27 protein-coding genes are annotated in these 25,569 nt (G+C 57.5%); 23 read left to right on the plus strand and 4 right to left on the minus strand.

What is annotated here, in order from left to right; genetic code table 11:
* Positions 1-39: 39 nt before the first annotated feature.
* The 12 genes from ACGYK7_RS16810 (at position 40) to ACGYK7_RS16865 (ending at position 13,719) form a co-directional block, all read left to right on the plus strand.
* Positions 40-1,284, plus strand: a complete 1,245-nt coding sequence (locus ACGYK7_RS16810; protein ID WP_394403597.1) for a hypothetical protein — start codon at positions 40-42, stop codon at positions 1,282-1,284.
* Complete coding sequence (locus ACGYK7_RS16815) at positions 1,269-3,284, plus strand: hypothetical protein (protein ID WP_394403598.1); 2,016 nt, start codon at positions 1,269-1,271, stop codon at positions 3,282-3,284. The genes ACGYK7_RS16810 and ACGYK7_RS16815 overlap by 16 nt, the downstream gene beginning before the upstream one ends.
* Positions 3,277-3,942 carry a hypothetical protein gene (locus ACGYK7_RS16820; protein ID WP_394403599.1) on the plus strand — a complete coding sequence of 222 codons (666 nt, stop codon included), beginning with the start codon at positions 3,277-3,279 and terminating at the stop codon, positions 3,940-3,942. Before ACGYK7_RS16815 ends, ACGYK7_RS16820 begins: the two co-directional genes overlap by 8 nt.
* A 17-nt stretch (positions 3,943-3,959) precedes the next feature.
* The gene (locus ACGYK7_RS16825) at positions 3,960-4,376 is read left to right on the plus strand and encodes a hypothetical protein (RefSeq protein ID WP_394403600.1); all 417 of its coding nucleotides are present in this window, start codon (positions 3,960-3,962) and stop codon (positions 4,374-4,376) included.
* 3 nt (positions 4,377-4,379) lie between these two features.
* On the plus strand, positions 4,380-6,572 hold the full coding sequence (locus ACGYK7_RS16830) for an AAA family ATPase (protein ID WP_394403601.1): 2,193 nt from the start codon (positions 4,380-4,382) through the stop codon (positions 6,570-6,572).
* A gap of 85 nt (positions 6,573-6,657) precedes the next feature.
* Complete coding sequence (locus tag ACGYK7_RS16835) at positions 6,658-7,986, plus strand: replication-associated recombination protein A (protein WP_394403602.1); 1,329 nt, start codon at positions 6,658-6,660, stop codon at positions 7,984-7,986.
* Positions 7,987-8,165: 179 nt separating this feature from the next.
* Complete coding sequence (locus ACGYK7_RS16840) at positions 8,166-8,375, plus strand: hypothetical protein (RefSeq protein ID WP_394403603.1); 210 nt, start codon at positions 8,166-8,168, stop codon at positions 8,373-8,375.
* Positions 8,376-8,683: 308 nt separating this feature from the next.
* Positions 8,684-9,706 carry an IS110 family transposase gene (locus ACGYK7_RS16845; protein ID WP_394403604.1) on the plus strand — a complete coding sequence of 341 codons (1,023 nt, stop codon included), beginning with the start codon at positions 8,684-8,686 and terminating at the stop codon, positions 9,704-9,706.
* 439 nt (positions 9,707-10,145) lie between these two features.
* Complete coding sequence (locus ACGYK7_RS16850) at positions 10,146-11,168, plus strand: sensor histidine kinase (protein ID WP_150119959.1); 1,023 nt, start codon at positions 10,146-10,148, stop codon at positions 11,166-11,168.
* A 229-nt stretch (positions 11,169-11,397) separates the two neighbouring features.
* Positions 11,398-11,658 (plus strand): helix-turn-helix domain-containing protein, encoded by a 261-nt coding sequence (locus ACGYK7_RS16855; protein ID WP_067628124.1) that lies wholly within the window; start codon positions 11,398-11,400, stop codon positions 11,656-11,658.
* Positions 11,659-11,734: 76 nt separating this feature from the next.
* A complete protein-coding gene (locus ACGYK7_RS16860; RefSeq protein ID WP_394403605.1) occupies positions 11,735-13,456 on the plus strand; it encodes a SulP family inorganic anion transporter in 1,722 nt (573 codons plus the stop codon).
* Positions 13,456-13,719, plus strand: coding sequence for a winged helix-turn-helix transcriptional regulator (locus tag ACGYK7_RS16865; RefSeq protein WP_150120202.1), 264 nt, complete (start codon positions 13,456-13,458; stop codon positions 13,717-13,719). The genes ACGYK7_RS16860 and ACGYK7_RS16865 overlap by 1 nt, the downstream gene beginning before the upstream one ends.
* Before the next feature lie 518 nt (positions 13,720-14,237).
* On the opposite strand, the gene ACGYK7_RS16870 is transcribed toward ACGYK7_RS16865, so the two are convergent.
* The gene (locus tag ACGYK7_RS16870) at positions 14,238-14,654 is read right to left on the minus strand and encodes a helix-turn-helix domain-containing protein (protein ID WP_067937709.1); all 417 of its coding nucleotides are present in this window, start codon (positions 14,652-14,654) and stop codon (positions 14,238-14,240) included.
* 73 nt (positions 14,655-14,727) lie between these two features.
* On the opposite strand from ACGYK7_RS16870, the gene ACGYK7_RS16875 reads away from it, so the two are divergent.
* From ACGYK7_RS16875 to ACGYK7_RS16920, 10 genes are all read left to right on the plus strand, one after another.
* Positions 14,728-15,117, plus strand: a complete 390-nt coding sequence (locus ACGYK7_RS16875) for a mercuric transporter MerT family protein (protein ID WP_067938659.1) — start codon at positions 14,728-14,730, stop codon at positions 15,115-15,117.
* A gap of 14 nt (positions 15,118-15,131) precedes the next feature.
* Positions 15,132-15,446 (plus strand): periplasmic mercury ion-binding protein, encoded by a 315-nt coding sequence (locus ACGYK7_RS16880; protein ID WP_394403606.1) that lies wholly within the window; start codon positions 15,132-15,134, stop codon positions 15,444-15,446.
* Between the two features lie 170 nt (positions 15,447-15,616).
* On the plus strand, positions 15,617-15,835 hold the full coding sequence (locus ACGYK7_RS16885; RefSeq protein ID WP_394403607.1) for a hypothetical protein: 219 nt from the start codon (positions 15,617-15,619) through the stop codon (positions 15,833-15,835).
* A gap of 2 nt (positions 15,836-15,837) precedes the next feature.
* Positions 15,838-15,978 carry a hypothetical protein gene (locus ACGYK7_RS16890; protein ID WP_394403608.1) on the plus strand — a complete coding sequence of 47 codons (141 nt, stop codon included), beginning with the start codon at positions 15,838-15,840 and terminating at the stop codon, positions 15,976-15,978.
* A 3-nt stretch (positions 15,979-15,981) separates the two neighbouring features.
* Positions 15,982-17,406: a mercury(II) reductase gene (merA, locus tag ACGYK7_RS16895; RefSeq protein WP_394403609.1), complete on the plus strand. Its 1,425-nt coding sequence runs from the start codon at positions 15,982-15,984 to the stop codon at positions 17,404-17,406.
* 450 nt (positions 17,407-17,856) lie between these two features.
* Positions 17,857-18,663, plus strand: a complete 807-nt coding sequence (locus ACGYK7_RS16900; RefSeq protein WP_394403610.1) for a glucose 1-dehydrogenase — start codon at positions 17,857-17,859, stop codon at positions 18,661-18,663.
* Entirely contained in the window at positions 18,663-20,852 is a 2,190-nt protein-coding gene (locus tag ACGYK7_RS16905) for a glycoside hydrolase family 15 protein (RefSeq protein ID WP_394403611.1), read from the plus strand. Before ACGYK7_RS16900 ends, ACGYK7_RS16905 begins: the two co-directional genes overlap by 1 nt.
* 16 nt (positions 20,853-20,868) lie before the next feature.
* Positions 20,869-22,215 carry a dihydrolipoyl dehydrogenase family protein gene (locus ACGYK7_RS16910; RefSeq protein WP_394403612.1) on the plus strand — a complete coding sequence of 449 codons (1,347 nt, stop codon included), beginning with the start codon at positions 20,869-20,871 and terminating at the stop codon, positions 22,213-22,215.
* 439 nt (positions 22,216-22,654) lie between these two features.
* On the plus strand, positions 22,655-22,981 hold the full coding sequence (locus tag ACGYK7_RS16915; protein ID WP_394403613.1) for a YnfA family protein: 327 nt from the start codon (positions 22,655-22,657) through the stop codon (positions 22,979-22,981).
* Positions 22,982-23,814: 833 nt separating this feature from the next.
* Positions 23,815-24,231, plus strand: coding sequence for a hypothetical protein (locus ACGYK7_RS16920; protein WP_394403614.1), 417 nt, complete (start codon positions 23,815-23,817; stop codon positions 24,229-24,231).
* A gap of 38 nt (positions 24,232-24,269) precedes the next feature.
* On the opposite strand, the gene ACGYK7_RS16925 is transcribed toward ACGYK7_RS16920, so the two are convergent.
* Positions 24,270-24,470 carry a hypothetical protein gene (locus ACGYK7_RS16925; protein ID WP_394403615.1) on the minus strand — a complete coding sequence of 67 codons (201 nt, stop codon included), beginning with the start codon at positions 24,468-24,470 and terminating at the stop codon, positions 24,270-24,272.
* Between the two features lie 122 nt (positions 24,471-24,592).
* Here ACGYK7_RS16925 and ACGYK7_RS16930 point away from each other — a divergent pair, with 122 nt between their 5' ends.
* On the plus strand, positions 24,593-24,796 hold the full coding sequence (locus ACGYK7_RS16930; protein ID WP_394403616.1) for a hypothetical protein: 204 nt from the start codon (positions 24,593-24,595) through the stop codon (positions 24,794-24,796).
* A gap of 43 nt (positions 24,797-24,839) precedes the next feature.
* Here ACGYK7_RS16930 and ACGYK7_RS16935 read toward each other — a convergent pair whose 3' ends face one another.
* Entirely contained in the window at positions 24,840-25,127 is a 288-nt protein-coding gene (locus tag ACGYK7_RS16935; protein WP_394403617.1) for a hypothetical protein, read from the minus strand.
* 28 nt (positions 25,128-25,155) lie between these two features.
* Entirely contained in the window at positions 25,156-25,374 is a 219-nt protein-coding gene (locus ACGYK7_RS16940; protein WP_394403618.1) for a hypothetical protein, read from the minus strand.
* Between the last annotated feature and the right edge of the window lie 195 nt (positions 25,375-25,569).

Here is a 25,569-nt window from a genome sequence, read left to right on the forward strand (position 1 = left end):
GATCAGACATATCACCGCTCCGTTTTCGGACGGTGAATCATGCGGCTCCGCGATAATCAATGGGTCCTGAGCCTAAGTGCCAGGTTAATGTTGTCGCTTCTCGACTTCTTCGGGCCGTCACCGGAAGAGGAAGCGTGTTTTATTTGGCTATTAGCAACCCGAAGGATACAGCTATCGAATGTGGGCCGCCTCAAGCGGACGCAGGTCAACGAAGATGCGACCGGAATTTGGATCAGAACCTACAAGGCGCGGAACGGCAAGGCTGAAAATATCTGCATCAAGAAAAATACCAAGTTCGGTCGAGCGCTTCAGGCATACCTGCGCGACTACGATCAGAACCCATTTCGAAATGCCGGGTCCGATGCAGTTACATCTTCCTTTTTATCCCCCGTCACGAGTTATTTCCACTCAAATTGGAACTTCCATCATTTGGCCTTGCCGCATCACAAGGAAGGGTTGAGCGTATACGGTCTTTCTGATGCAAACCTTACGGCTATGAAGGAGATATACGCAGTCGTCATCAAAGCCCAACACCGAAATAAGGAGGTGTCTGAATCCCGTGACGGGGAAAGGCTGCGCGCCAAAGGTCTCCTCCCTTCGGCGATTGCTCAGTCGCATGTCTACGCGGAGGAAGCTAAGCGCGGAGGATTCACTAAGTCCCCCACAATGCTGCCGACATACGACCGCGAAAACCCGGATGAAAACTCCCGAAAAGCGCAAAATCAGTTTCATACATTGGAGACGCGTGAGGAAGTCTATCGTGCGCGGTCCAGAGATAAATTAAAGCTGAAAAAGGGGAGGGCTTTTGCCGCAGCGGTATCGGAAGAGATGGCGAATATCTCCGACGATATAATCAGTGCGTGGGAGGAACGCACAAGCCCGCTTCCGGTTTCTGTTTTAGTAGATGTCGTCGGTTTGCGGGGGAATGCCCCAGAAGCCCCTCCGGAAACCATCCTCGCAGCCGCCAAGGCTGAAAAGTTTCTCGTCGAGAAGAGCGGCCTGATCAGAAAGGATGGGATGATCTATCTGTTCGATTCTGGCCTGACGGCTCGCATGATGATGGAAGAGATTCGCCATATCGAAGAAGAATTAGAAAGGCTCTTTTCCACGCAGGACCTCGACAAGGCCCTCAATGCTTGGTCAAAGCTTTGCTTTCTGGAGCTTCTCATGAAGCGATTTAGTCCTGTCAGCTTGAAAGATGCAACGGAGAAATACGGGCACTTGGAAGGCAAGATTCCTCATGCCCCGATTTCGGAAGGGGGTAACTCATGGATCGTCAAATGATATCTGATGGAAGGACATCAGGCCGCGAACCTACCCATCCAAGTGACGGTTCCTTCTCTTCCGAGGTCCCAAGCAAGTATTTTGACGATGTCTGGGATATTCACCATATCGATCCCAACGTGGTGGTTCAGATCGACTTTAGGACACGGTTCGGTGAGCTCCAAAGCTGGCAGCAGCAGGTCGCAAAGAACATCGTATTTTTACGCTGTGAATATACGGATGTTGGTTTTACGGCGGTGCACCAGTGCAGGACCATGAATGGCCTTTATGCCAACATCGGCACAATTTTTCATGCCATGAACAGAAATTTTGCGGGGCGAATGCTCAATGAACTCACCGAAAGAGAGCTTATAGAGCTTGTAATTCATAATACCGATGGCGCCCTTGCGGCCTATGGCACAGTATACGGCAGGATTCTTCCCCTCAGTTGGTTATATGATCTGCGGTTTTCAGAGCATCGTCTGGTGCCGGTTAAATACCTACCTGCACATGATCTGAGCGGGACTTGGGAAGACCTGAGTGGAACATGGGTCAGGGAGGCCGGCGAAACCTACGCGGATTGGTTGGGTGGCGGAAGTTTTGACATCGTTCCCTTCGAAATTTCTTTGGCCGTCCTTGCCTATTGTCTCCAACTGATAAAATCGGATGAGACAAAATACGTTCTCGCATGGTTTCAGATGGAACGAAGACTTCGTGAAGAGGATAGGCTTCCTGGATCGAGGGCGGTCGGTCAACTTTTCTCGAAGTTTGGCAAGAGAAGCGGAAGCTATGGTAGAGGGTCGGAGGCTATATATGCGGATCATGTTTTTTTTGAGGAGCTTCGCAGATTCTACCCGAATCTGAAAACGAGGGATCAACTACCTCTTCCGTCCATCCCATTCGGGCTTGGCAAAAATTCGGTTAAGAATTCTATTACCCGAAAGGGAGACCACCTCCTTACAGCGTGCTTTCTGGCCATTCTGATATTGACCGGCATCCGGCAGAGTGAGGCGAGCCGAATGGCGTGCGATGCATTTGAGAAGGATGGGTCAGATTACCTTTTCGTTTCGAACATCTATAAAACAAACCACGGTATCACTACGGAACGGCATGTGTCGGCCGCTGTCGCCGGCTTTATCGATGTCCTGATTGGACTTGGCGGTGTTGGTCTGGGAGACGATAGGCGGAAGGATCTTTTCTCTTACTTCAGGCATACTTTCAGCACAGGGAACCAGCCCATATATTCCTTGGGGAAGAACCACATCAACGTTTTGATGCAGGTCAATTCCTTTTACGAGACTTTCCTTGATGGACAGGCTGATGATTTCCGTAGCTATTGCCCACACGTGACAGCTCATGGGTTCCGTCATGCGTGGGCGGAATTTGCTATGCGGCGTTTCGATGGAAACATCATGCCGCTTATTCGTGATCATTACCGGCACCATTTCGGGTCGAAATATACCAAGGTCTACACGCACAACAAGATTGAGCTATCCGAGTATCAACATCTTGGTCGACGTCAGATATTTGAGCTTGTCAGCCGATATGTGGATGGCGCTGCCACCCTCCATGGGCAACTGGGAGAATTCCTTACGAGGCAAGCGGACAACATCGGCTTGATTGAGATGCATGATAGGAGTGCGCGTGATGCTGCTATTAAACAGATGATTGAAGAGCATGTCGGCGACCCCATCATCACTCCTCACGAATATGGTCTTTGCATTCTGACGGAGAACACGAAGCAACTTGCAAACTGTCGTGACGAAGCTGGCATCCCTAAGACCCAAACTGCGGACATCGACAACTGTGTGGGGTGTGTAAATAGTTGTATGATAAAGCAAACGGACGGCAAGGACGACCCTCACTTCTTAACATTGAAAAGGCGGCTTGCGACCTACCGGGCTGAGGCTCAGGAATGGCAGGACAATGATCTGATCGGCCCACTGTTCATTGATGGTGCCGAAAAGACCCTTCGGGCACTTGAGGCTTTGGTGAGAAAAATGGAGAAGGAAGATGTCTGACTTTGAAATGGAAGAGTTTGATCTCGATTTCTCTCCTCAGATGCCTGACAAGGCTCGCCCGCCTCTCTGGTATCATGAGGCCGATGTTGCGCAGAGCTACAAAAGTATCGTGGATGTCGCTCTCGCTTCATTCGGGGAGAAATTGACATTTATCCACAATTTAAAACCTGGAGACAAAGTTAAAATCAAGGAATGGAAATTAGTCGCCGCAGATCTCAACAAAGCGGCTGGCCTTCACAAGGGTCATCTTCGGAACAAGGATCGACCGGATGTTAGGCGCACTATAGAATTCATAGTGGCATTAAACGCTCGCTTGGAGGCCGCGATTGAAGCCCGGGATTTGAGTAACGTTCGCCCTTCAGCCAGCGACAAGAAGGCCGCCCACGCAGCCCTAATCGAAAAATATCGGAAGCTCGAGCAGATGAAGCTTGCGGAATTCGCCAAGACGGCTTTTGACAAAAATATGGCTGATCGCCTCGCGTCTCAGAAACATTCCTATGTTTCGCTGTTTCAAAAAAACAATCTGCTCCTCGAAGAAAAGGTTAAGTTGGAAGAGCACGTCGAGCAACTGCAAGGCAAGCTCGTTGAAGCATACGGAGAAATCAGCAGGCTCAATGATCAGCTCAGAACCAAGCCGCAGCTAAAGGTGGTGGACTAATGCCAAGTGGTCAGCAATTGGCCAAGGAGAATTTCGCTCGCTTCTCCACATGGGTTTCTGAGCGGGAAGCACGTGGCGATTATGCAGACTATCTCCATCGGGGTAAGCTAAACCGCAGCGAGATCGCTACTGAGCTTGGCTTCGGTGCAAGTGCATTTGGTCAGAACCCCGCCATCAGGAAGCTTGTCGAGGAGCTCGACGTTCGATGGGGATCTCAGCATCCAGCCTCCTCTAAGTCTCTCGCTGAGGAAAGCTCTGCGAGAGAGCGCGCTAATAATCGGGTGAAGCGGACCGAGGCATCAAATTCGAAGCTGTTGCAGCGGATTATAAGTTTGGAAGAGGAGAACCGGCAATTGCGCCGCGAACTGGAAGAGGTGAAGCAATTCAGGTCAGCGAGAGATGCCTTCTTGGAGACAACGAAGGACTTTCGCTGAGCCATGCTTATCCAGGTTTCGAAGACGCGCCAGAACGGCTCTTTTAGCGCCAAGCGCATCGCGGGTGATGGTAGCATCATACAGGTGGCGAATAGCCTCTCTGTTTCGCTGCCAGAGGCTTGCAGGGACGCCGCCAAGGTTGGCTCGTTATGGGAAGTCGATGGGCCAACGCGACAGACCACGTTCACGGCCAACGGTTACACGGTCACCGAGGATCATCTTGAAGCCCATACAGCTCGGTTCGCGAAGCCGGACACCCGATTGCTGGAAACGTGGCTCCAGAGAAACGTGAAGGGGATTGGCGAGGTCAAAGCCAGTCGCTTGGCTCGCAACCCTCGCTTGATCGAAATGATCGAAAAGCAGGACATAAGCTCACTTTTGGAGGCGGGGGTTCCGAGCCAGTCTATCGGGCCGTTGCTGCTTGAATTCCCCAATGATGCCTACATGGCCGCTATCAACTGGCTTGCTGATCACGAGCTTCCGGTTAAGCTGGCAGCATCGCTCTCAGCAGTCTGGCGTGACAAGACGATCGCGATGTTGAAAGAAAACCCATTTCGGCTGCTGAACTTCGACGTCCCTTTCAAGTTGTGCTGCAAGGTCGCGAAGGGGTTCGGTTTTGACTCGTCCCACCCGAAATACCAAGCTGCGTTGGCTGTGGACCTCATCTCGCAGTATTGTCGCGCTACGTCGTCGACCTTGATGCCCAGGCCGGTGCTCGAGAAGAAATGCAGTGAGCTGTGTGTCAACTACGATATGGTCCTGCGACACGCGATGGAACAGGAACTCGTCGGCTATATTCGCGGCGAGGACGGGTTCCAACTTGAGGGGGAATTTCTGCTTGAGGCCCTTACGGGGCAGAGGCTGCGTGATGCGATCCTTCGGTCGCCAGGCGAGGGTAGCAGCGCGGCAGATTGGGAGTGCAGTCTGACGACTGAGGAGGTTACGCAGCAACTGCACAAATTTGAGCAGACCATCCCGTTTAGCCTTACGATTGAGCAGAGGCATGCGGTGTCGCTTGCGACACGTATGAACGTCATCGCGCTATCGGGCGGAGCGGGGACGGGCAAGACGACAATCCTTCAGGCCATCCTGACGGTGTTGGAAAAGGTCTCCCACAGTGTCGATATCTTCCAGATCGCGTTGTCAGGGCGGGCCGCGCAAAGGATGGCCGAGGCCACCAATAGGCCGGCTTCGACAATCGCTAAGTTCTGTGTGGACATGGCAAGGACGAAGCAGGACCAGCGCCCCGACCACTGCATCGTGGTGATTGATGAAGCCAGTATGGTTGATTTGTATTCAATGCACGGCCTGTTGCGATACCTACCTTCCGCGACGCGATTCATCTTCGTAGGTGACGTGGACCAGCTGCCGCCCGTGGGGGGCGGTCTGTTGTTTCATAACATCATGAAATCGGCCTTTCCGGCGGTCGAGCTAACCGCGGTAAAACGCCAAGGGGCTGAGAGCGGAATTCATCGGTTTGCAACAGCAGTGAGGCATCAGCGCGTGGGCATAGCTTTGCCTGACTACCAGGAGGGGGCGAAGATTGACTGCGCTATCCTCCGACACTTGGACCCAGAAGAAATCAGTGAGTTGCTCCATGCTCACGGTGGCCCTAAGCGGTGCGCGATCCTAACTTCCATGCAGGCTGGCGAAGCTGGTGTCGGAAATCTCAACACGGTCATGCAGTGCCGACTGGGCTTCGACCGTCCCGTAGTTCGTCTGGCGCATGAGGACGGCGTCTATGACTACGTGAATTTCAATGGCAACAAGTTCTACTTGAACGACCCAATACTCATCATGAAGAACGATTATGACGTTGGCGTTCGAAACGGTGATCTCGGCACCATCGAGGAGATCTTTGATGAGCCAACCGAGGACGGTCAACTTGGCTCCGTTAAGATCGACGGCCGAATGATCGATCTCAACGAGGACCTTTTGGACAAGATGAACCTCGGCTACGCCATGACCATCCATAAGTCGCAGGGATCGCAGTGGGAGAACGTAGTTCTGGTCTTAGACCGAAGGGCAAAGCACATGCTGGATAAGACGCTGCTCTACACCGGCGCGACGCGCGCGCAGAAAAAGCTAATTGTTTGTAGCGAGGACATGGATCTGATCCAGCATGCGGTGGATCGAGGCTCCATCGCTCTTCAGCGAAAAACGAATTTGTTACAGCACTTGAACGCAGAATTCTAAGTTGGGCCCAATTCGAGCTATGATTGTCCCGGGTATGGAGCAGTGCCTCTTGTTCTTCGGCGGGGAAAAGTGATTGGAGTGACGCATGAGTCTGTTTGAGCAAGGGGACGATGCGGCTGTGCCCGCATCAGAAAAGGCGAAAACTCGCCCGCTGGCTGACCTGCTGAGACCTCGAACCATCGAAGAGGTTATCGGGCAAGAAAAGCTGCTGGCCGAGAATGGTCCGCTGGGCTCCATGTTGGCAGCAAGGAAAATTTCGTCTCTGATCCTGTGGGGGCCGACTGGTGTAGGGAAGACTACCATCGGCAGAGCGCTGGCTGTGAAAACGGATCTACACTTTGAGCAGATCAGCGCAATCTTCAGTGGCGTCGCGGATCTCAAGAAGGCCTTTCAAGCGGCGCGGGACCGCCTTCGAATGGGGCAAGGCACACTTCTATTCATCGACGAGATCCATCGTTTCAACAAGACGCAGCTCGACGCCTTGCTGCCGGTGATGGAGGACGGAACGGTCACCGTATGTGGAGCCACGACAGAGAATCCCTCATTCTCTGTGAACAGGGCCGTGCTTAGCCGGTGTCAGGTGATGGTCTTGGAGCGCCTTGATGACCAGGCGCTATCCACCATGATCGCCCGCGCTGAGAGGGTTCTCGATAGGCCCCTGCCGTTGGAAGACGAAGCGAAAGAACTTCTTTGCGCCATGGCGGATGGTGACGGGCGGGCCCTTCTCAATCTGGTCGAGAGCACGCTTACCTGGCCCCAAGACCGTATCTATTCTGCTAAGGAAGTCGCCAGTCGTTTGACGCAACGCGCGGCTCAGTATGATCGCGCGTCAGAAGGGCACTACTCGATCGCCAGTGCAATCCAGAAATCGATAAGGGGTTCTGACCCAGAAGCCGCAATCTACTGGGTCCATAGGGCGCTTGAGGGCGGCGAAGATCCCCGTTTCATCCTGCGGCGGCTGACGATGATCGCTTGGGAGGATGTAGGGCTGGCAGATCCCGAAGCATCCCGGATCTGTCTCAGCGCGTGGGATACTTTCGAAAAACTCGGCAGTCCCGAGGGCGAGCTGGCTATTTCTCAGGCGGCAATATACTTGGCCTTGGCCCCGAAATCGAATGCTGGCTATGTGGCTCACAAAGCTGCGCGTGCCGATGCGAAAAGAGTCGGTTCAGCGCCACCACCCATGCACATCCTGAATGCGCCCACAGCAATGATGAAGAGCCTTGGATACAGCGAAGGGTATCAATATGACCACGATGCTCTCGACGGGTTTTCCGGCCAGAATTTTTTTCCCGATCGCATGGAAAGGCCCCAGCATTATCGACCTATTGAACGCGGGTTTGAGCGAGAGCTCTCAAAAAGAGTGCGTTACTTTGAAAAGTTGCGGAGAGACCGCAACTCCGAAGGCGAGTGAGAATGGGCGGAGCCAAGAAGCATGGCCTGCACCGATGAACTGTTCCCGCTTGGCATCACCCACATCGAGGTTCAATGCTGGGATTGCGGCCATACAGTGACCCGCAGACCTGGCGACGTGCCGGCTGGGATCACCCAGCACGAGTTCGAGCGCCGGTCTGCCTGCAAGTGCGGGACAGGTTGGCCACAGGTGTCGCGGTTTCCTCGGAAGAAATCGCCATCCATGTGATAGCCTCGCCTTATGGCGTCTATTCATGGCTCTCTGGCTTCAGGAAGGTCTTTAGCATAGACGAGGTTGCTGTCCTCATCGAGGCCAACTCCGAGCCCAAGGCGCCGCCGCCGTTCCCAAAACGCTTGCTCGTCGGGCCCAAGCTGGCCCATTTTCTTTAGCGATGTCTTCAAAGCGTGTTGGCAATTATCGAACTCAAAGTGGCCGACAGGATTAGTATCGCCAAAACAATTCCCAATTATCCACCAAACGAAGCCGGGGCCAAACGCGCTAACCGCATGTGACATCCTGTAAAGGACCGCAATGCGGACTTTCCTGCCATTCGCTGCAACGGCTCGATCTGTGCTGCGCTCGCGAGAGGTTTTGGTGGAAGGGCGGGAAGCTGATGGGGTGGATGGCTCCTGCTTCAACCGGCGTCGCAATGCGCCATAATGCAGGTGTCTAAATCTGCTTTGAGAGGAGCCACCCCATGCAAGTTACCACAATCGGCGTTGACCTGGCCAAGAACGTTTTCCAAGTCCATGGTATCGCAGAGAACGAGGTTGTGTTGTTCAACAAGCCCCTGAGACGGGCACAGTTTCTGCCGTTCTTTGCTAAGTTGAACCCCTGCCTGATCGGCATGGAGTCTTGCAGCAGCGCCCATCATTGGGCCCGCGAATTGACGGCCTTAGGCCACGATGTGCGTTTGATCCCACCGATGTATGTGAAGCCCTATGTCAAACGTGGGAAATCTGATGCCATTGATGCGGAGGCAATCTGCGAAGCGGTGACACGTCCAACCATGCGTTTTGTGGCGATTAAAACGGTTGAGCAACAAGCCCTGCTGTCGCTGCATCGGGCGCGCGACCTTTTGGTTCGTCAAAGAACGCAGTTGATCAACGGCTTGCGAGGACTGGTTGCCGAGTTCGGCATCTACATCCCCAGAGGACTGGCCCGCGTGATTGGGTTTGCTGAGGATATCACACTGGGTGAAGTGCTCGATTTGCCAGACATCGCCAATGAGGTGATCCGCAACCTGTCAGAACAGTTGATGGCATTGCATAAACGGATCCGATGGTATGAAGAGCGCCTCAAGCAAGTGGCTAAAGAAGATGCGCGTGTCCGTTTGTTACGCACGATACCCGGCGTCGGCGCGGTGACGGCTTCTGCGATCATCGCCAGCATCGGCGACGGGCACCAGTTCCGCAATGGCCGGGAGTTCGCCGCCTGGCTGGGCTTGACGCCTGCAAATAAATCCAGCGGAGGCAAGGAAAAGCTGGGGCGGATCACCAAGATGGGCGACCAGTATTTACGCTCTTTGCTTGTCGTCGGCATGACATCACTGGTCCGACAAACACGGTCCCACCCCGAACGTGCCAGCAAGTGGCTGACGTCACTGCTCGAACGCAAACCCGCCCGTGTCGCAACTGTCGCCATGGCCAATAAGACCGCCCGGATCGTCTGGGCTGTCCTAACCCGCGACGAACCCTACAGCCCCCGTGCGGCAGTCTGAGAAGAAAGGAACAACGAGTTAGCAAGACCTGCGAGATGATGGTGCATAAGTCTGCCGCCAAAACCAAGACACTCCGCCGAATGTCCCGGGCGTCATAGCCCGCTAAGCTGTAAGGAACTTGGTTTGCCGAACTCATCAGGGCCAGCGGTCAAAACCGCGCAAACAGGCCGGACACATGACTGCTTCTGACAAATGCACAAATCAAATCAAAAATGTCTTGCTATGCAGGAGCCATCCACACAAGACATTCGCTGCAACTTGTGCCGATGTCCGGTGCGCGAGTGGTAGCGGCCAAGGCCACAACGTCGGGCGCCAGACCTTCGTCAACATTTGCATGACCTCATCGGCACGCTCAGTTCCACGCTTTCTGGCGTTATCGCTTGTGGCTTGCGCCAATCAAAGGGAATTGCCTTAATCATTGCGGATTGGATATGCTGTGATGATCATGACACAGAGTGAATCTTCAGAACTCGACGCTCCAGAAAGCCTTCAACAGCACCTCGCCGCGATCGTCGAGGGGTCGGATGATGCGATCATCACGAAGGGGCTCGACAGCATCATCCGGAGTTGGAACCCGGGCGCGGAACGGCTTTTCGGATACACCGCCGAGGAGGCTATCGGTCGGTCGATTACGTTGATCTTCCCTGATGACCGCATGGACGAAGAAGCCGGTTTCATCGCTCGGCTGCGTCGGGGCGAGCGGATCTCGAACCTGGAGACGGTCCGGAAGCGCAAGGACGGAAGGCTCGTGCCGATCTCGCTCACCGTTTCCCCGGTGCGCAATACCAACGGCAACATCATCGGCGCGTCGAAGATCGCAAGGGATATTACCCTGCAACGCCAGGCCGCAGAAAGGCAGCAGCTCCTTCTTTCCGAGATGCGCCATCGGGTCGGAAATTCCTTCGCGGTGGCCGGCGGGCTTCTGTCCATCGCCGCGCGGCAGGCGGACAGCGTCCAGGAGCTTGTCACAGTAACGCGCCAACGCCTCCATGCATTGGCCTCGGTCCATGCGCGCGCCGTTGATGATCCCGCTGGAGCAAGGCCGGAGGGCACTGCTCTGGTCCAACTCGTCAACTCGATCCTGGAACCCTTCAGCGGGGGCGCTTCCGTGACACTGGATGTGCCGGAGCTCAACGTCAGCCCGGCCGCCATCACACCCCTGTCGCTGGTCATTTTTGAGCTGGCGACCAATGCCGTCAAATACGGAGGCCTCTCTGAAGCAGGAGACGGCGTCGTGATCCGGGCGGAGCAGCATGGCGATCGGCTGATTGTTCGGTGGACGGAAGACTGCGCCACCAAGCCCGCGTCTGGCGAGCCCGGTCACGTGGGTTTCGGGACGCGCATGTGCCAAAGCACGGTTGGCTCGTCGCTCGCAGGGAAATTCTCCAGGGACTTCAGCCCGAACGGCATGACAGCGACGCTGGACCTCGACCTGAGAGCCGTGACGGGCTTGCAGGCGTAGGAGTCCCAACTGGCCTCGCTGGGGAAGTGCGCCGAAGTATTATGAGGCTGGACAGGCTTGGTGACGCGCGTCCGAGCTTAATGAAATGAAGTGGGAGCCAGATCAATGGTTTGCACTGGTTTGTTGAGACTTTCGAACCTTTCAAGCTTCGAGTCGCCGCAGAAAGAAGATGTTTGAAACATCAAAGATAATCCTTTAAGTATCGCTTATCACATTTCAGATAGGCACTATGATCACAGGCCCACAGATGCGCGCGGCTCGCGCCCTTCTCGGCATTGACCAGAAGACGCTGGCCCAACTGGCGGGACTCTCCGTCCCGACGATCCAGCGCATGGAAGCCGGCAGCGGCAATGTGCGCGGCGTCGTGGACAGCTTGACCAAGGTCGTCGCAGCACTCGAGCACGCCGGCATCGAATTGATCGGAGAAGGCTCCGTCAGCACGGCAACCGGGCGCGGTGTGCGTCTGAAAGGTCCTCCACCAGAACCCTAATTCTTCTACCCGCGACGGCGACCGCCGACACCAAGCCGACGATCCCGCCGCTTCCTTCCCAAAGGTGCGGCCACACATGAAAAACACGACAACCGGGCAGAGCGACGTCCCCAGATTCTCCGAACTGTTCACCCCCAAGCTCGTCACCGTCCTGCGCGAAGGTTATGGCCCGGTGCGGTTGCGGGCCGATGCGATTGCCGGACTGACCGTGGCCATCGTTGCGCTGCCGCTCTCGATGGCCATCGCCATAGCCTCCGGCGCAACGCCGGCACAGGGTCTCTACACGGCCATTGTCGGCGGCTTCCTGGTCTCGCTTCTGGGTGGATCGCGCTTCCAGATCGGCGGCCCGGCCGGAGCCTTCATCGTGCTGGTTGCCGCGACGGTGGCGCAGCACGGAATGGAGGGTCTGATCCTCGCCACCTTCCTCTCGGGGCTGATGATGACCGCCGCGGGATTCCTGACGCTTGGCGGCTTCATCAAGTTTATCCCCTATCCGGTCACGGTCGGCTTCACCGCTGGTATCGCGGTGATCATCTTCGCCAGTCAAGCCAGAGAGCTGTTCGGCCTGGCTCTGGAGAATGAACCAGGAGAACTTTTGGAAAAGGTCCCGGCTCTCTGGGCCGCACGATCGAGCCTGACGCCAGCCGCGCTCGGCGTTTCCGCTGCAACGGTCGCCGTGACCCTCGTGGTGCGACGCTGGCGCCCGCACTGGCCGGGGATGCTGATCGCCGTCGGGTTTGCCGCCACAGCGACCGCTGTGCTCTCGTTGCCGGTGCAGACCATTGGCACAAGGTTCGGCGGCATCCCGTCGACGCTTCCGGCGCCCAGCCTGCCTTCGCTCTCGATAGAGACCATCTTCGCGGTCCTGCCGGCCGCAATCTCCTTCACCTTGCTGGGTGCCATCGAGTCGCTGCTGTCTGCCCTCGTCGCTGACGGCATGACCGGCCGCCGCCACCGGTCGAATTGCGAACTCGTGGCGCAGGGTGCGGCCAACATTGGATCGTCCCTTTTTGGTGGCTTCTGCGTGACCGGCACGATCGCGCGAACCGCGACCAATGTCCGTGCCGGCGCGCATGGTCCGGTTGCCGGGATGTTGCACGCCGCATTCCTGCTTCTCTTCATGCTGATTGCCGCGCCACTCGCCTCATATATCCCGCTGGCCGCGCTGGCTGGTGTGCTGGCCGTCGTTGCCTGGAACATGATCGAGAAAACGGCCATCGCGATCCTTGTCCGCTCGGGGTTGGGGGAAGCGACGGTGCTGGGCGTCACCTTTTTCCTGACTATTTTCCGTGATCTCAACGAGGCCATCGTCGTCGGCTTCGCACTCGGGTCGGTCCTCTTCATTCATCGCATGAGCCGCACGACAGATGTTGAGGCAGACGGTGCCTTTATCGGTCTCGATGAGGCCGACACCGTTCACCCGCGCGGAAACTACGATGAAGAGCAGGCCCAGAACCCCGACCTCGTCATCTACCGGATCACCGGCGCGCTGTTTTTCGGAGCGACCGCCTCCATCGGCTCCGTGCTCGATCGCATCCAGGATACCCACAAGGCGCTGATCGTCGATTTCTCGTCCGTGCCTTTTCTCGATTCGACCGGGGCCAACATGATCGAGGGGCTGGCCTACAAGACGCAAAAGCGGGGTGTCGCGCTGTGGCTAACGGGGGCAAGTCGAGAGATCCAGCGTGTCTTCGCCACCCACGGCCTGGAGCCCCCAACGGTCCACTACGCCACGACGGTCGACGAGGCCGTTGCGGAGGTGCGCGATGCCGCCGCGACCGAGCGGGAGGCCGCTTGATGCCCGGAACCAGTAGGGTAGCAAGTCGCCCGGCACGGTGCCGGAACGGTCCGGCCGAGGCCCGGCTGCGCTATGTTCTGAAGGCTCTCGAGCGCCCGCGAACCCAGGCGGAGTTGCGGGATGCGCTCGGGATGAGCAACAGCGGTATCCTCCATCTTCTGCGGCGGATGGAGCGCGACGGACTGGTTCGTCCCGCCGAGCGGGTCGCTTGGACACGAATCTGGGAGCGCGCGGTCACGTCGACGACGGATGGACGTCTATGAGGCCAGAAGCTGGGATTTCCCCAGCTGAGAACATTGGTTTGCTCAACAATATCCGACATTACGCCCTCGGACGAGGGATACGGTCATCCCGCAGGTCAGGGCCCGCGCGGGTTTCGATATGGGTATGGCTCGCATCGAGCTGAGGAGCGGTCATTCGAGAGGCCTCGTTTGAATGACTGCTAAGGGCCGCGATGCCTTGCACCGCCTTTCTGCACCCGCGAGATCCTGAGCGACTGTATGTGGTAATATGGGCTCGTTCCTGCCGTTAGCCGCATCGAGCACTGAGGTCTACTTGGCGGACCTTGCCGCCTTTCGCTGCACTTGCTTGATCGCCGCTGCGCCTGCGAAGGCTCCCGTCGAGAAGGGCCGAAAGCAGTCAATCGCGGCTATACGCAAGAAGGTTCCTTTCGTGCCGGCCGAAGGGAGCGATCGGGTGGGTTCGGAGGACGAATGACACCTTCATCGGACATGCGAATACCGTGGAGTTCATGCGCAGACCACCCAAGGACAGGTAGCCTTCAGCCCAGCAGGGCGTTCAGAACGGGGCATTCCGGGACATCGGTGCCGCTGCATTGTGCCACCGTATCGCTCAATGCTTTCGCGATCCGTTGCAGGTCGGTAATTTTGTCCTGCACATCTTTCAGATGGGCGGAGGCGATCCCTTCCACTTCAGCACAGGTCTGACTGTGGCTGTCGACAAGGCTCAGCAACCCCCGGATTTCCTCGAGCGAAAAGCCCAGATCACGCGCACGCATTACGAAGCGTAATCGACGCACGTGATCCTCGCTGTAGCTGCGGTAACCATTCGGATCACGAGGCGGATCAGGCATAACGCCAATGGTCTCGTAATAGCGGATAGTTTCAAGGTTGCATCCCGTGGCGCGGGCGAGAGCCGCTCGCTGCATCGGCTTCACGGAGACGTGATCTTTTCCCATTCGAATAGCCCTTGAGCCTGTATCACCTACAGACCCTAAATCTCATGGCAGATGACCGCAAGGAGACACCTGCATGGAAACCACAAATTCTGTAATGCCGAAGGACGCATCCGACGTCCCGGAAGGCCGCGGCTGGACTGCCACCGCTATGGCAGCACTTGGCGCACTGGCCATGACCTCGTGTTGCATCCTGCCACTGGTGCTTGTCAGCTTCGGAGTAAGCGGGGTTTTCATTGCGCAAATGGGTGCTCTCTACGCCTACAAATGGTATACTTTCGGCCTCGCAGCCGCTTTCCTGGGATACGGTTTCTATAAAGCTTACCGTCCCGTCCGCTGCGCAGATGGCACTTGTGCTCGCCCGATGAACCGCACCGCAATGCGCTCCGTTCTCTGGAGTGCAACAGCTGTGATCCTCATCGCGATACTCTTCCCTTACATCTCCCCTTACATTCTCTCGTTCTGAAAGGACACTCTGACATGAAACGTATTCTCTACAGCACTCTGGTGCTGTCCGCACTTTTCGCTGCCCCTGGCTTTGCTGCCGAGCAAGTGGCCCGTCTTGAGGTTAGCGAACTCACATGTCCATCCTGCTCCTTCATCGTTGGCAATTCCCTGAAATCCGTGGAAAGCGTAGTGATCGAGGAATTCGCAGAAGGTGAAGATGCCAGTGAAGGACTTTATACAGTCCGGTTTGATGATGAAGTCACCTCTATCGAAGCCCTGATTGCCGCTGTTGAAGCGAATGGCTACCCGGCGACGCTCTTTGAAGACTTGGCGGGTGAAGGCTCTTGACCCATGCGATCGACCAAACCGATGAGGCTCAAGGGAAACGCCTACTGAAGGGCGGCCTTGGCGGCGCACTCTTTGCGGCTTTGTGCTGCTTTACGCCTCTTCTCGTCGTCGCGCTGGCTGGCGCCGGCCTGTCTGCGATAACAGGGTGACTTGATTATGCACTGTTTCCAATGCTGTTTCTGTGCCTTGCAGTGGTAACACAGGCGCTTTGGCTGCGTGCAGGTCGGCTGGGTCCATCCCCCAAGATCTGGTCTACGCTCATCGCGGTGCTTCTGTCGATCTTGATCATCGCTCTGGAGTTTCGCGGAGCTCTGATCCTCACCTTCGTGGCGGCGGTGCTCACCGGTGCCTATGCGATATCACTTAACCGTTTTGCAAAGGAGGTCTGACCATGATGGCGACTGTTTGCTGTTCTCCCTTCGGTCTCGTGCTGGGGCTGCTTTCCATGGCCACCCCATTGTTGGTGATCGGAGCCATTCTTTATCTCGTATTCGCTAAGCCGAAATACGATCCTTCAACAAAAGGGATCTGATCCATGAAAGACTGCTGTTCAAACGAAAACAAGACATATGACCTCATCGTGGTGGGCGCAGGCTCTGCGGGGTTCTCTGCTTCGATTACGGGTGCCGAGGCTGGAAAACGCGTGGCGCTCATAGGACATGGGACAATTGGTGGCACCTGTGTGAACTTCGGCTGCGTTCCCTCGAAGGCCATGATCCGCGCGGCTGAGGCGCTGCACGGGGCGAGCGCTGCGGCACGTTTTCCCGGCCTTTCGGGCAGTGCCAAAGTTGATGACTGGTCCAAGCTCATGGCGGGAAAGGACGATCTGGTCGCGACGTTGCGCCAGAAGAAATATGCCGATCTGCTGCCCAACTACGAGGGGGTCGATTACATCGATGAAGGTCCAGCCACTTTGATTGAGGGCGGCGTCCAAGTTGGAAGCCGCAGGATTACCGCCCCAAAAGTGCTGATCGCGACCGGTAGCCAAACCTTGGTCCCGGCGATCCGCGGCATCGAGGATGTTCCCACCCTCGATAGCAAATCGCTTCTGGAGTTGGAGACGCTGCCCGAGAGCCTGATCTTTATCGGTGCCGGTTATATTGGCGCGGAGCTGGCGCAAATGATGTCGCGCATGGGGGTAAAGGTGACGATGGTGGCGCGCTCGCGACTGTTGCCGGGAGCCGAGCCCGAGGTCTCCGATGCCTTATCAGAAGCATTCAAGGCTGAAGGCATTACGCTTCTGACCGGTTTGCAATATGACAGCGTTCTTGGATCAAAGGATGGCGTTACCCTGAAGGTCATTCAGAACGGTGCCGTAAAGGAAGTAACCGCCGAGCGAATTGTTCTCACCGCCGGTCGGCGTGCCAATACCGAAGATCTGGGTCTTGAGGAGCTGGAAGTGCAGACTGACAGTCGCGGGGGGATCGTTGTGGGGCAGGACATGCAGACCTCGCGCCCCGGTGTGTATGCCGCTGGCGATGTGACTGATCGCGACCAATTCGTCTACATGGCGGCCTATGGTGCCAAGATCGCGGCGCGAAACGCGGTCGCAGAGGGAGATGGCCACTATGACAATAGCGCGATGCCCTGGGTGGTCTTTACCGACCCGCAAGTCGCGGGTGTAGGGCTGAGTGAACAGCAGGCACTCGACGCAGGCCATGATGTGAAAACCTCGGTGCTACAACTCGATCAAGTGCCACGCGCTCAAGCGGCCCGCGATACACGGGGGCTCATAAAGCTCGTGGCCGACCGCGAGACTGACAAGCTGCTTGGCGGCCAGATCATCGCCCCTGAAGGGTCCGATACTATCCAGACCCTGGTGATGGCGCTGAAGGCGAGGCTGACGACAAAGGAACTGGGTGAGACAATCTTTCCTTACCTGACCACGGTTGAAGGACTGAAGCTCGCTGCGCAGACCTTTGACAAGGACGTGGCCATGCTGAGCTGCTGCGCCGGTTAAAATCTGCCTTTGCTCCGGCCCGCCGTTGATGGGCCGGACATCTCTCGCAAGAGGCGGCTGCGAGGCGTGATTTTCGACATCTCCGGAACCTTGGTGCATGGCTGTAGTTATATACAGAGTTCTGGGGCAGGCTGGAGTTATTGGTGAAAACATCGCATCTCGCATTGGACAAAGGCGTTGGTCTGCTCGCCGGGTTGGCGACGACCAAGGTCACGGAATACGCACAGCAAGCGCTTAGGGCTGCCACACCTCAGGATACCCGTCGGCAAGAACAGCGTGTCCGACCGGGGACACCCATTCCGAGTAGCCGCCAAAAAGACAGCCGATCTCGCTGGCTCGACGAACTCGCGCTCGGCTTCAGCGCCCCCACAGGGGTTTTCCTGCTGCTGCGCACCTCTGCCGCCTCACCGAGGCGCGGGTCCGAACACCAGACCTAAAGGAGAAATTCCTATGTCAAAATTGCAGCTTGAGAACGCACGGGCCATCGTGACAGGCGCAAGTTCCGGGATCGGCGCGGGTATCGCGCGGGCCTTCGCCACGGCGGGCGCCTCAGTCATTGTCAATTTTCGTTCCGACGAGGAGACGGCCGATCGCATTGTCGCTGAAATTCGAGAGGACGGCGGTCGCGCCGAGGCAGTTCAGGCCGATGTTTCGACGCCGGCAGGTTGCGGAACACTATTCGAAGCGGCGGATGAGCAATTTGGCGGAGTGGACATTCTCGTATCGAACGCCGGCATCCAGCGCGATGACACCTTCACTGAGTTGAGCCTTGAAGACTGGCGCAAAGTCCTCGACGTCAACCTGACCGGCCAGTTCCTCTGCGCGCAAGAGGCGGTGCGACGCTTCCGCCGTCAGGGTCTCGATCCGGAACGGTCTCCGGCGCTCGGAAAGATCATCTTCACCAGTTCCGTGCACCAAGCCATACCTTGGGGGGGGCATGCGAACTACGCCACCGCCAAGGGTGGGGTTAAGCTTCTGATGGAATCGATGGCGCAGGAGCTTGCCTGCGAGAAGATCCGCGTCAACGCCATCGCGCCCGGGGCGATCAAGACGGCCATCAATCGCGAGGCTTGGGAGGACGAGAAGGCCCGGAAAGAGCTTCTGCAACTCATCCCTTATGGCCGGGTGGGCGAAACCGAGGATGTGGCCGAGGCCGCGATCTGGCTCGCGTCGGACGCGTCAGATTACGTGGTCGGGACGACGCTCTTCGTGGATGGCGGCATGATGCTCTACCCCGCCTTCCGCGAGGGCGGCTGATGCCTACCCGCAATGCTGGATACCTGCCGCTGCGAGACTACGCTCTCCTCGGCGATTGCCACGGCGCGGCCCTGGTGGGCCGGGACGGTGCAGTCGACTGGTTCTGCTCAGGCCGCTTTGATGCGCAGCCAGCCTGCTGGGCGCTGCTGGATGCGAAGCAAGGCGCCACCTTTCGCATCGCTCCCATCGTAGGGTCTTACGAAAGCGAACGAGCCTATGTGGACAGCACCAACATTCTGCGCACCACCTTCACAACCCCGACCGGGCGCGTTTCTGTCACCGACTTCCTGCCGGTCCGCAGCACGGCCGGTGCAACCGAGCCGTTCGTCGATCTCGAGGCTCCGGGCTGGCTGGTGCGCATGGTCGAGGCGCTGGATGGGCAGTGCGATCTTGAGCTGACCTACGATCCGGGCACCTGTGCGTTCGATCCCGACGCGGGCGATCCCCCAGAAATGCGACTGTTCCAGCAAAGCACGCCGAGCGCGGAACGAGCAAGTTCGGTCATCACTCTGACAGCGGGTGAGCGGCGTGCCTTCATCCTGGCGCCAGCCGAGGCCAATGTAAACAGGCCGGTTGAACAGGCGGAGGCGCTGTTGCATGAGACGGCTGACTTCTGGCGCTGCTGGTCAGGGGACTCCCAATACAACGGGCCATACCGTGCGGCCGTGCAGCGCAGCGCTCTGGCACTCAAGGCGCTGACCTATGCACCCACCGGTGCCATCGTCGCCGCGCCCACAACTTCCTTGCCGGAGGATCTCGGCGGCGAGCGGAATTGGGACTACCGCTATAGCTGGCTGCGGGATTCAGCCTTCGTTCTCCAGGCTCTCGGTGGATTGGGCTATCACGCAGAGGCAGGTCAATACTGCCAATTCCTCGGGAGTTGTTGCGTCCAAACCTTGCCGGATCTGCGTATTCTCTACAGCATCGAGGAAGAAAGCCCAATCGAGGAACGCTGTCTCGATCACCTGGACGGCTATGCTGGCTCGAAGCCTGTTCGCGTGGGCAATGCCGCAGCTGGCCAGGCGCAACTCGACATTTATGGCGAAGTTGCCGACTGGGCGCTGGCTTATCGGGCCTTGGGTGGACCGCTGGACGAGACGCTTCGGACCATGCTGGAGGGCATTGCGGATCATGTCGCGCAGGTCTGGAACGAGCCCGACCAAGGCATCTGGGAGATGCGCGGAAAACCGCGCCACTATGTCCACGGGAAGGCCATGGCTTGGGTCGCGATGGATCGCGCCATTCGACTGTTGGGAGAGCGCGAGACATGGTGCCAAGCGCGCCGAGAGATACTCGAGGCCCTACAATCCCATGCCGATGATGGTGAGGGAGGTGGCTTTCGCCAGACCTTCGTGGACGGCGGCATGGATGCTGCGCTTCTACTCCTGCCTATGCTCGATCTTTCACTGTCGGACGAGGCCCTCGATCGAACGGTGCGCGGCGTGGAGCGGGCATTGCGCCGTGGCGATTACGTATCAAGATACGATCTCGAAGACACCGATGACGGATTGGCCGGTGGGGAAGGAGCATTCCTTATCTGCTCCTTCTGGCTGGTTGATGCGCTTCTTTGCACCGGCCGTGCGGACGAAGCACGCAGCTTGTTCGAACGCCTCTTGGATCAGGCAAACGACGTCGGGCTCTACGCCGAGGAGATCGACCCGGACAGCCATGGCTTCCTCGGGAATTTCCCACAGGCCTTCACACACCTGGCGTTGATCAACAGCGCCATCAACCTCGAACTCTACGCGAGTGGCGGCGACGGTGCGCTGCGAGGGACCCACGCCGACAGAATAGCCCGAGCCGCGCCTCAGAGGGATCGACGCGCTCCGCCTGGCCCAAACAGCGATACCGCACGGCCGCTTCGCACTATCCGGTCTCTTGGATCTCGATCCAAAACAGAAGAGCGGAAAGTGTCATCGGATAGACCGCAAGGCGTTCCGCTGGCTGCAATGATGTCCGGCGAGGTCTGCTCTCCTGAGCTTGAGGAGTGTGCCCGCTGCGGCAGTCGGTTCCCCACTCCCGGGGTGGAGCATCAAGGCCGCCACTACTGTTGCGACAGATGTGCCATGGGGCCGAGCCCTCGAATGAAAGCCCGCATGATGGTCCGTATGGCCCCGATCCTTATTGGACTTGTCGGCGCCGGAGCTTTCGTGGGCTGGCTGGCCAAGCGTGACAATCGAAACAAATGAACCAAGGAGATTTGCAATGAGCAAGACATACGACCTGATTGTTATCGGAAGCGGCACCGCCGCCACCACTGTGGCAAAGCGTGTCAGCGCCGCCGGCCGAAGTGTGGCTGTAACTGATTTCCGCCCCTATGGCGGCACTTGTGCCCTGCGCGGCTGCGACCCGAAGAAGATGCTGATCGGAGGCACCTCTGCCGCCGATCATGCCCGGCGAATGCAGGGCAAGGGGGTCGAGGGCGACGTGCGCATCGACTGGCGCGAACTACTGGAGTTCAAGCGTGGCTTCACCGACCCGGTGCCAGAGAAGAAGGAGAAAAGCTTCTCCGAAAGTGGCATCGCGACCTTCCACGGGCGGGCCCGTTTTGTCGGTCCGAACGCGGTGGAGGTCGATGGCGAGACCTTGGAGGCCAAGCACATCGTTTTGGCGACCGGCTCTGAGGCTATGAAGCTGGGGATTCCCGGTGAAGAGCATCTGATCGACAACGAGGGTTTCCTCGAAATGGAAAGCCTGCCGCGCCGCATCGTGCTGGTCGGTGGAGGCTATATCGCGGCGGAATTTTCCCACATCGCGGCGCGGGCCGGGGCCGAGGTGACGATCCTCCAGCATGGGGATCGGATGCTGACGGGGTTCGATCCGGATCTGGTCGGATGGCTGATGGAAAAATATGAAGAGATCGGCGTCACCCTGCATACCGGCACCGAGGTCGAGCGCGTCGAAAAGACCGAGGATGCCTTTCGCGTAACCGCGACCGGCGAAGGGGGATCGAGAACCTTCGATGCGGATCTCGTCGTGCATGCCGCTGGCCGGAAACCCGAATTCGCGCCGCTTGACCTCGCGGCGGCTGGCGTCGAACTACGTGACGGCAAGCTGGCGCTGAATGAATACCTACAAAGCTCCTCAAACCCGGCAGTATACGCCGCCGGCGATACTGCGCAGATGGGTCCGCCGCTGACCCCTGTTTCCAACCAGGACGGCAAGGTGGTTGCGGCAAACCTGCTTGAAGGCAACCACAGCAAACCGAACTACAATGGCGTGCCCTCGGTCGCCTTCACCCTGCCGCCCATTGCTCGTGTAGGGCTCGACGAGGCCGAGGCCCGGGAGCAGGGACTGAAGTTCCGCATGCAGTGCGACCGGACGCCCGGCTGGTTCTCGACGCGCCAGCAGGCGGAATCCGTCTCCGGCTACAAGGTTCTGGTCGAAGACGGCAGCGAGCGCATTCTGGGCGCGCATCTGCTGGGACCGCATGCCGATGAGGTCATCAATGTCTTTACTCTTGCCGTGCGGCACGGGCTGACGGCCGACCAACTCAAGGACACGATGTTCGCCTATCCCACCGGAGCGTCCGACATTTCCTCTATGCTGTGAATGCCGTCGGTTCTTACCAACGGGGCAGGAGCAGACATTCGGCCCGTGGCTTCAAACAGCTTCGTCTGCTCTGCCCCACTCAAGCATGGCTTCGTCACGCGAGCTCAGCGAATGATGAGTTCGGTGAAATTGCATTGCGGCGTGACCTGACCCGCTGAATGTCCAGAATGGCAGGTCGCGGTAAGCGAGCCCATGTTGCAACTGCGAGGCCCTCTGCAACCAGAGCCGTCAGTGTGGGCTCTTTGTGGAACCTCGCTGCGCCGCAGGTAGGACATCAGACATTGTAGCTGGTTTAAGGGAAGCTATGCGAACTTTGCTGCCGTTGGCATCCGTTAATCCAATGGCCGCTTTACGATCAAGACAGTTGCATCGAACCATTGGCGAAAGCTCTGTTAAATAATGATAGACCCGATCATGCCCGGAGCTTATGTCAGGCCCGATGAAGCCAGTTCTTATCTACTTCGCCGCAGCGTTAGCCGAAATTGTTGGATGCTTTGCTTTCTGGGCTTGGTTCCGGCTGGACAAGAGCGTGCTCTGGCTGGCACCGGGGATGCTATCCCTTGCCGCTTTTGCCTGGCTACTTGCGCTCAGCCCGACTGAACAGGCGGGACGCGCCTTTGCAGTCTACGGTGGCATATACATCGTATCGTCTCTGCTATGGCTATGGGGTGTGGAAGGCCATCGCCCTGATCAATGGGATGTTATCGGAACCGTCATTTGTCTTATCGGTGCGGGCATTATTCTCTGGGCACCGCGTGGAACCTGAGAGGAGGCGGAGGACGGTGCGAAGCGCTAAATCGTTCGATTGGATCGCCTTCTGGGTCCCGCATTCCGACAACTCGGTTACACGTTCCTTCCCCGCACTGTAGTGGTCGTGCAGGCTTTTTGCCGCCCTCGAAAGCCCCCACTCATCCTCTATGTAGCATTGATCGAAGTGGGCTCGCTGCCGCCTTCCGCTGTGCAGAAAATACCCTCGATCCGCAGCTGCTTGAATGTCAGCTGTCGCCATCGACTCACGGCAGCCACGCACTTGCAGCGAATGCACACTTTCCGCCCGACATTCACTGGTGATCGCAGACGTGGCGAATAGCGAGCACGTGCGGCGAACGGCAGAAAGGTCCGCTCTGCCGACTTTCACTTCCCGAGAATGCTGCACGACGAACGAATGGCCGCTGTGGTGAAGCTGCACCGCTACGCTCGGCCACGAGGCGAACGGCAGCTCTGGGCCGATCACGACAAGCACGCCCATGCTGCCACTGCGAAGCCTCCTACGACCAACGCGGTCAGTTTGGGCTCGGACCCGACCTTCGCTGCGGTCTGAACCACGGGCCGCGACGCGGACTTTCCTGCCCTTCGCTGCGGCCGCACAGTTTCCGTCGAGGTTGCGAGAACCTTCGAAAGGAGGGCGGAAACCAGATCTTCGCGGCAGTTGCGAGGTATAGGCTCACCGTATTAGAAAGCTAATGAACCTGCGCAGGCGCTTTTGTCCGCAGCAAAGATCGAAGACATCATGACGAAACTATCTAACACCGAGAAACTGACCGCCGCTGTTAATGCGACCATCGCTGTCGACCATGTTTGTGGTCAGGGAACTTGAGAATGGATTCCGACATCGAGATCAGCCGGGGGTTTGGCCGCGTTCAAATGGTTCGCGGCCGGACCTGCATGTTTGAGTTTTTTCCGCTAATGGACGCCGGGCTCATCGTCTCGGCCAAGTGTCTTCGAAGAGGCAAGGCTGTCGGAGAGGGCCACGGCTTCCTCATACATGATGCGATCGAGGGCCGGGACTCTTTTGCATTCTGGCCGCCACACCTGTTCCGTTTCGTCAGGAAGCACATCGCCGAAGCGATGATGCGGGAAGGGTATTCCGCACACGATGCGATGGCGGTGGTGCAATGCATGAATGACGCCGAGGCCGATGTCGTCAAAGGTGCAAAGCAGCGACGCATATCGAGGCGTGCAGAGTTGCGATGGCGCGAGTCTGGCGGGCCCGCCCGTAAGGGCTGCATATCTTAGTATTAAACTACAAGAATATTTTTGTAGTCTATTCGTGTTCAGGAATTGTCTGCGCTCGGTTTCTTGTCCGAAGGGCGTTCCGACGCGTCGTAAGGCGCATTCTTGATGAACCTGCGCAGGCGCTCTGGATCATGGGGCCGATCTCGGCCCGCGGTTCTGCCGACATAGATCGCATAGACGATGGCGGCCGCGCCAAAGACGACAGATCCAATCGATACGATGATGTCGAATGTGGTCATGGTCCCTCCGTTGCGCCGCTGTTCATGTCACGGTGAATAGGATATCACAGAGTTCGAGTTCTGTCGCAGACCTCAGAGTCTATTGTGTGATAGAGTAGGTTAACCGTTGGGAGGGCGAACCAATGACAGACCCAAAACCGGATGAATCAGACCCCAAGTGGACTGAATGGTTCATTGAGAAGATGGGCCAGCCTGGACCCGACGAGGAAGCGTTTTTCGAACGACGGCGGCGCCTTGGGATTGGAGTTGGCCTCGATGAGGACGGGAAGCTTGTCTATGAAAAAGACCTTCCCGAGGCCAAGAAGACCTCGAAGCCAGAGCCGTAAATAGAGGCGTTTAATAGTGAATTGAAAATCCACTTGTCGGTAGTCAGGCGCTGTCGCCCTCTGACGGCTGGGGCGCAGCGAGTGCCAAGGGGAACGGACAAAGCGCCTGAAAGTGCTTCGCGACCTGCCGCACCTTGTCATGGGTAAGTCCCATCTCTGCCATGAAAGACAGTTGGAGCTCCAGAGAGATTTCAGAGAAAAAGGAGAAGGCCGGCCCCATGGCTGACTGAGCAGTCTCAATGTCTGAGATTGCGGCGGCAAGCTGACAAGCCGAAAGGTTCGCACCGTATGGTGCGTTCACAGTTTCGAGGATCTTCGATGCGACGTGCATTTCTCCTCACATACGCGCCATTGGCAAGTTAGTCCCTGTCGTCATCTGACGACAGGAACGCAGCGAGTGCCTGCATGCGCTTTGATGGGCCTTTGTAACGCGCCCCTCGGACGAAACCGCCGTTAGCGCGCGCCATATCAGCGGGCGAAACTTCACCAGAGCGAAGTAGTTCTTCATCGCGTTCGCGCGCGGCGGCCTTCTCAGCTGCGCGGTCTTTGAACGAAAATCTGGGCGCCTTGGGTTTCATGTTGCCTCCCTCGCGGGAAGCTTATCACATCGATGCCGATTTCTTCCTGGGAAACCGGGACACCTGTGGCCAGCCTGTGCCGCACTTGCAAAATGTGAAAAGTGCCAACTGAAGATATTAGGGCCTGTGGACATTGAGGATTTTCAAATCACCTGAGGTTTGATTCAACCTTCCAAAAGGGAGGTTTGAATGGAC

Source organism: Sulfitobacter sp. 1A15299 (assembly GCF_043556915.1).
GTDB lineage: Bacteria > Pseudomonadota > Alphaproteobacteria > Rhodobacterales > Rhodobacteraceae > Sulfitobacter.

Bases quoted from the DNA above. Each gene is read 5' to 3' on its own strand.
- ACGYK7_RS16810 (WP_394403597.1), top strand. From the start codon at position 40: ATGCGGCTCCGCGATAATCAATGGGTCCTGAGCCTAAGTGCCAGGTTA.
- ACGYK7_RS16815 (WP_394403598.1), top strand. From the start codon at position 1,269: ATGGATCGTCAAATGATATCTGATGGAAGGACATCAGGCCGCGAACCT.
- ACGYK7_RS16820 (WP_394403599.1), top strand. From the start codon at position 3,277: ATGTCTGACTTTGAAATGGAAGAGTTTGATCTCGATTTCTCTCCTCAG.
- ACGYK7_RS16830 (WP_394403601.1), top strand. From the start codon at position 4,380: ATGCTTATCCAGGTTTCGAAGACGCGCCAGAACGGCTCTTTTAGCGCC.
- ACGYK7_RS16835 (WP_394403602.1), top strand. From the start codon at position 6,658: ATGAGTCTGTTTGAGCAAGGGGACGATGCGGCTGTGCCCGCATCAGAA.
- ACGYK7_RS16845 (WP_394403604.1), top strand. From the start codon at position 8,684: ATGCAAGTTACCACAATCGGCGTTGACCTGGCCAAGAACGTTTTCCAA.
- ACGYK7_RS16850 (WP_150119959.1), top strand. From the start codon at position 10,146: ATGATCATGACACAGAGTGAATCTTCAGAACTCGACGCTCCAGAAAGC.
- ACGYK7_RS16855 (WP_067628124.1), top strand. From the start codon at position 11,398: ATGATCACAGGCCCACAGATGCGCGCGGCTCGCGCCCTTCTCGGCATT.
- ACGYK7_RS16860 (WP_394403605.1), top strand. From the start codon at position 11,735: ATGAAAAACACGACAACCGGGCAGAGCGACGTCCCCAGATTCTCCGAA.
- ACGYK7_RS16865 (WP_150120202.1), top strand. From the start codon at position 13,456: ATGCCCGGAACCAGTAGGGTAGCAAGTCGCCCGGCACGGTGCCGGAAC.
- ACGYK7_RS16870 (WP_067937709.1), bottom strand. From the start codon at position 14,654: ATGGGAAAAGATCACGTCTCCGTGAAGCCGATGCAGCGAGCGGCTCTC.
- ACGYK7_RS16875 (WP_067938659.1), top strand. From the start codon at position 14,728: ATGGAAACCACAAATTCTGTAATGCCGAAGGACGCATCCGACGTCCCG.
- ACGYK7_RS16880 (WP_394403606.1), top strand. From the start codon at position 15,132: ATGAAACGTATTCTCTACAGCACTCTGGTGCTGTCCGCACTTTTCGCT.
- ACGYK7_RS16885 (WP_394403607.1), top strand. From the start codon at position 15,617: ATGCTGTTTCTGTGCCTTGCAGTGGTAACACAGGCGCTTTGGCTGCGT.
- ACGYK7_RS16890 (WP_394403608.1), top strand. From the start codon at position 15,838: ATGATGGCGACTGTTTGCTGTTCTCCCTTCGGTCTCGTGCTGGGGCTG.
- merA (WP_394403609.1), top strand. From the start codon at position 15,982: ATGAAAGACTGCTGTTCAAACGAAAACAAGACATATGACCTCATCGTG.
- ACGYK7_RS16900 (WP_394403610.1), top strand. From the start codon at position 17,857: ATGTCAAAATTGCAGCTTGAGAACGCACGGGCCATCGTGACAGGCGCA.
- ACGYK7_RS16905 (WP_394403611.1), top strand. From the start codon at position 18,663: ATGCCTACCCGCAATGCTGGATACCTGCCGCTGCGAGACTACGCTCTC.
- ACGYK7_RS16910 (WP_394403612.1), top strand. From the start codon at position 20,869: ATGAGCAAGACATACGACCTGATTGTTATCGGAAGCGGCACCGCCGCC.
- ACGYK7_RS16915 (WP_394403613.1), top strand. From the start codon at position 22,655: ATGAAGCCAGTTCTTATCTACTTCGCCGCAGCGTTAGCCGAAATTGTT.
- ACGYK7_RS16920 (WP_394403614.1), top strand. From the start codon at position 23,815: ATGGATTCCGACATCGAGATCAGCCGGGGGTTTGGCCGCGTTCAAATG.
- ACGYK7_RS16925 (WP_394403615.1), bottom strand. From the start codon at position 24,470: ATGACCACATTCGACATCATCGTATCGATTGGATCTGTCGTCTTTGGC.
- ACGYK7_RS16930 (WP_394403616.1), top strand. From the start codon at position 24,593: ATGACAGACCCAAAACCGGATGAATCAGACCCCAAGTGGACTGAATGG.
- ACGYK7_RS16935 (WP_394403617.1), bottom strand. From the start codon at position 25,127: ATGCACGTCGCATCGAAGATCCTCGAAACTGTGAACGCACCATACGGT.
- ACGYK7_RS16940 (WP_394403618.1), bottom strand. From the start codon at position 25,374: ATGAAACCCAAGGCGCCCAGATTTTCGTTCAAAGACCGCGCAGCTGAG.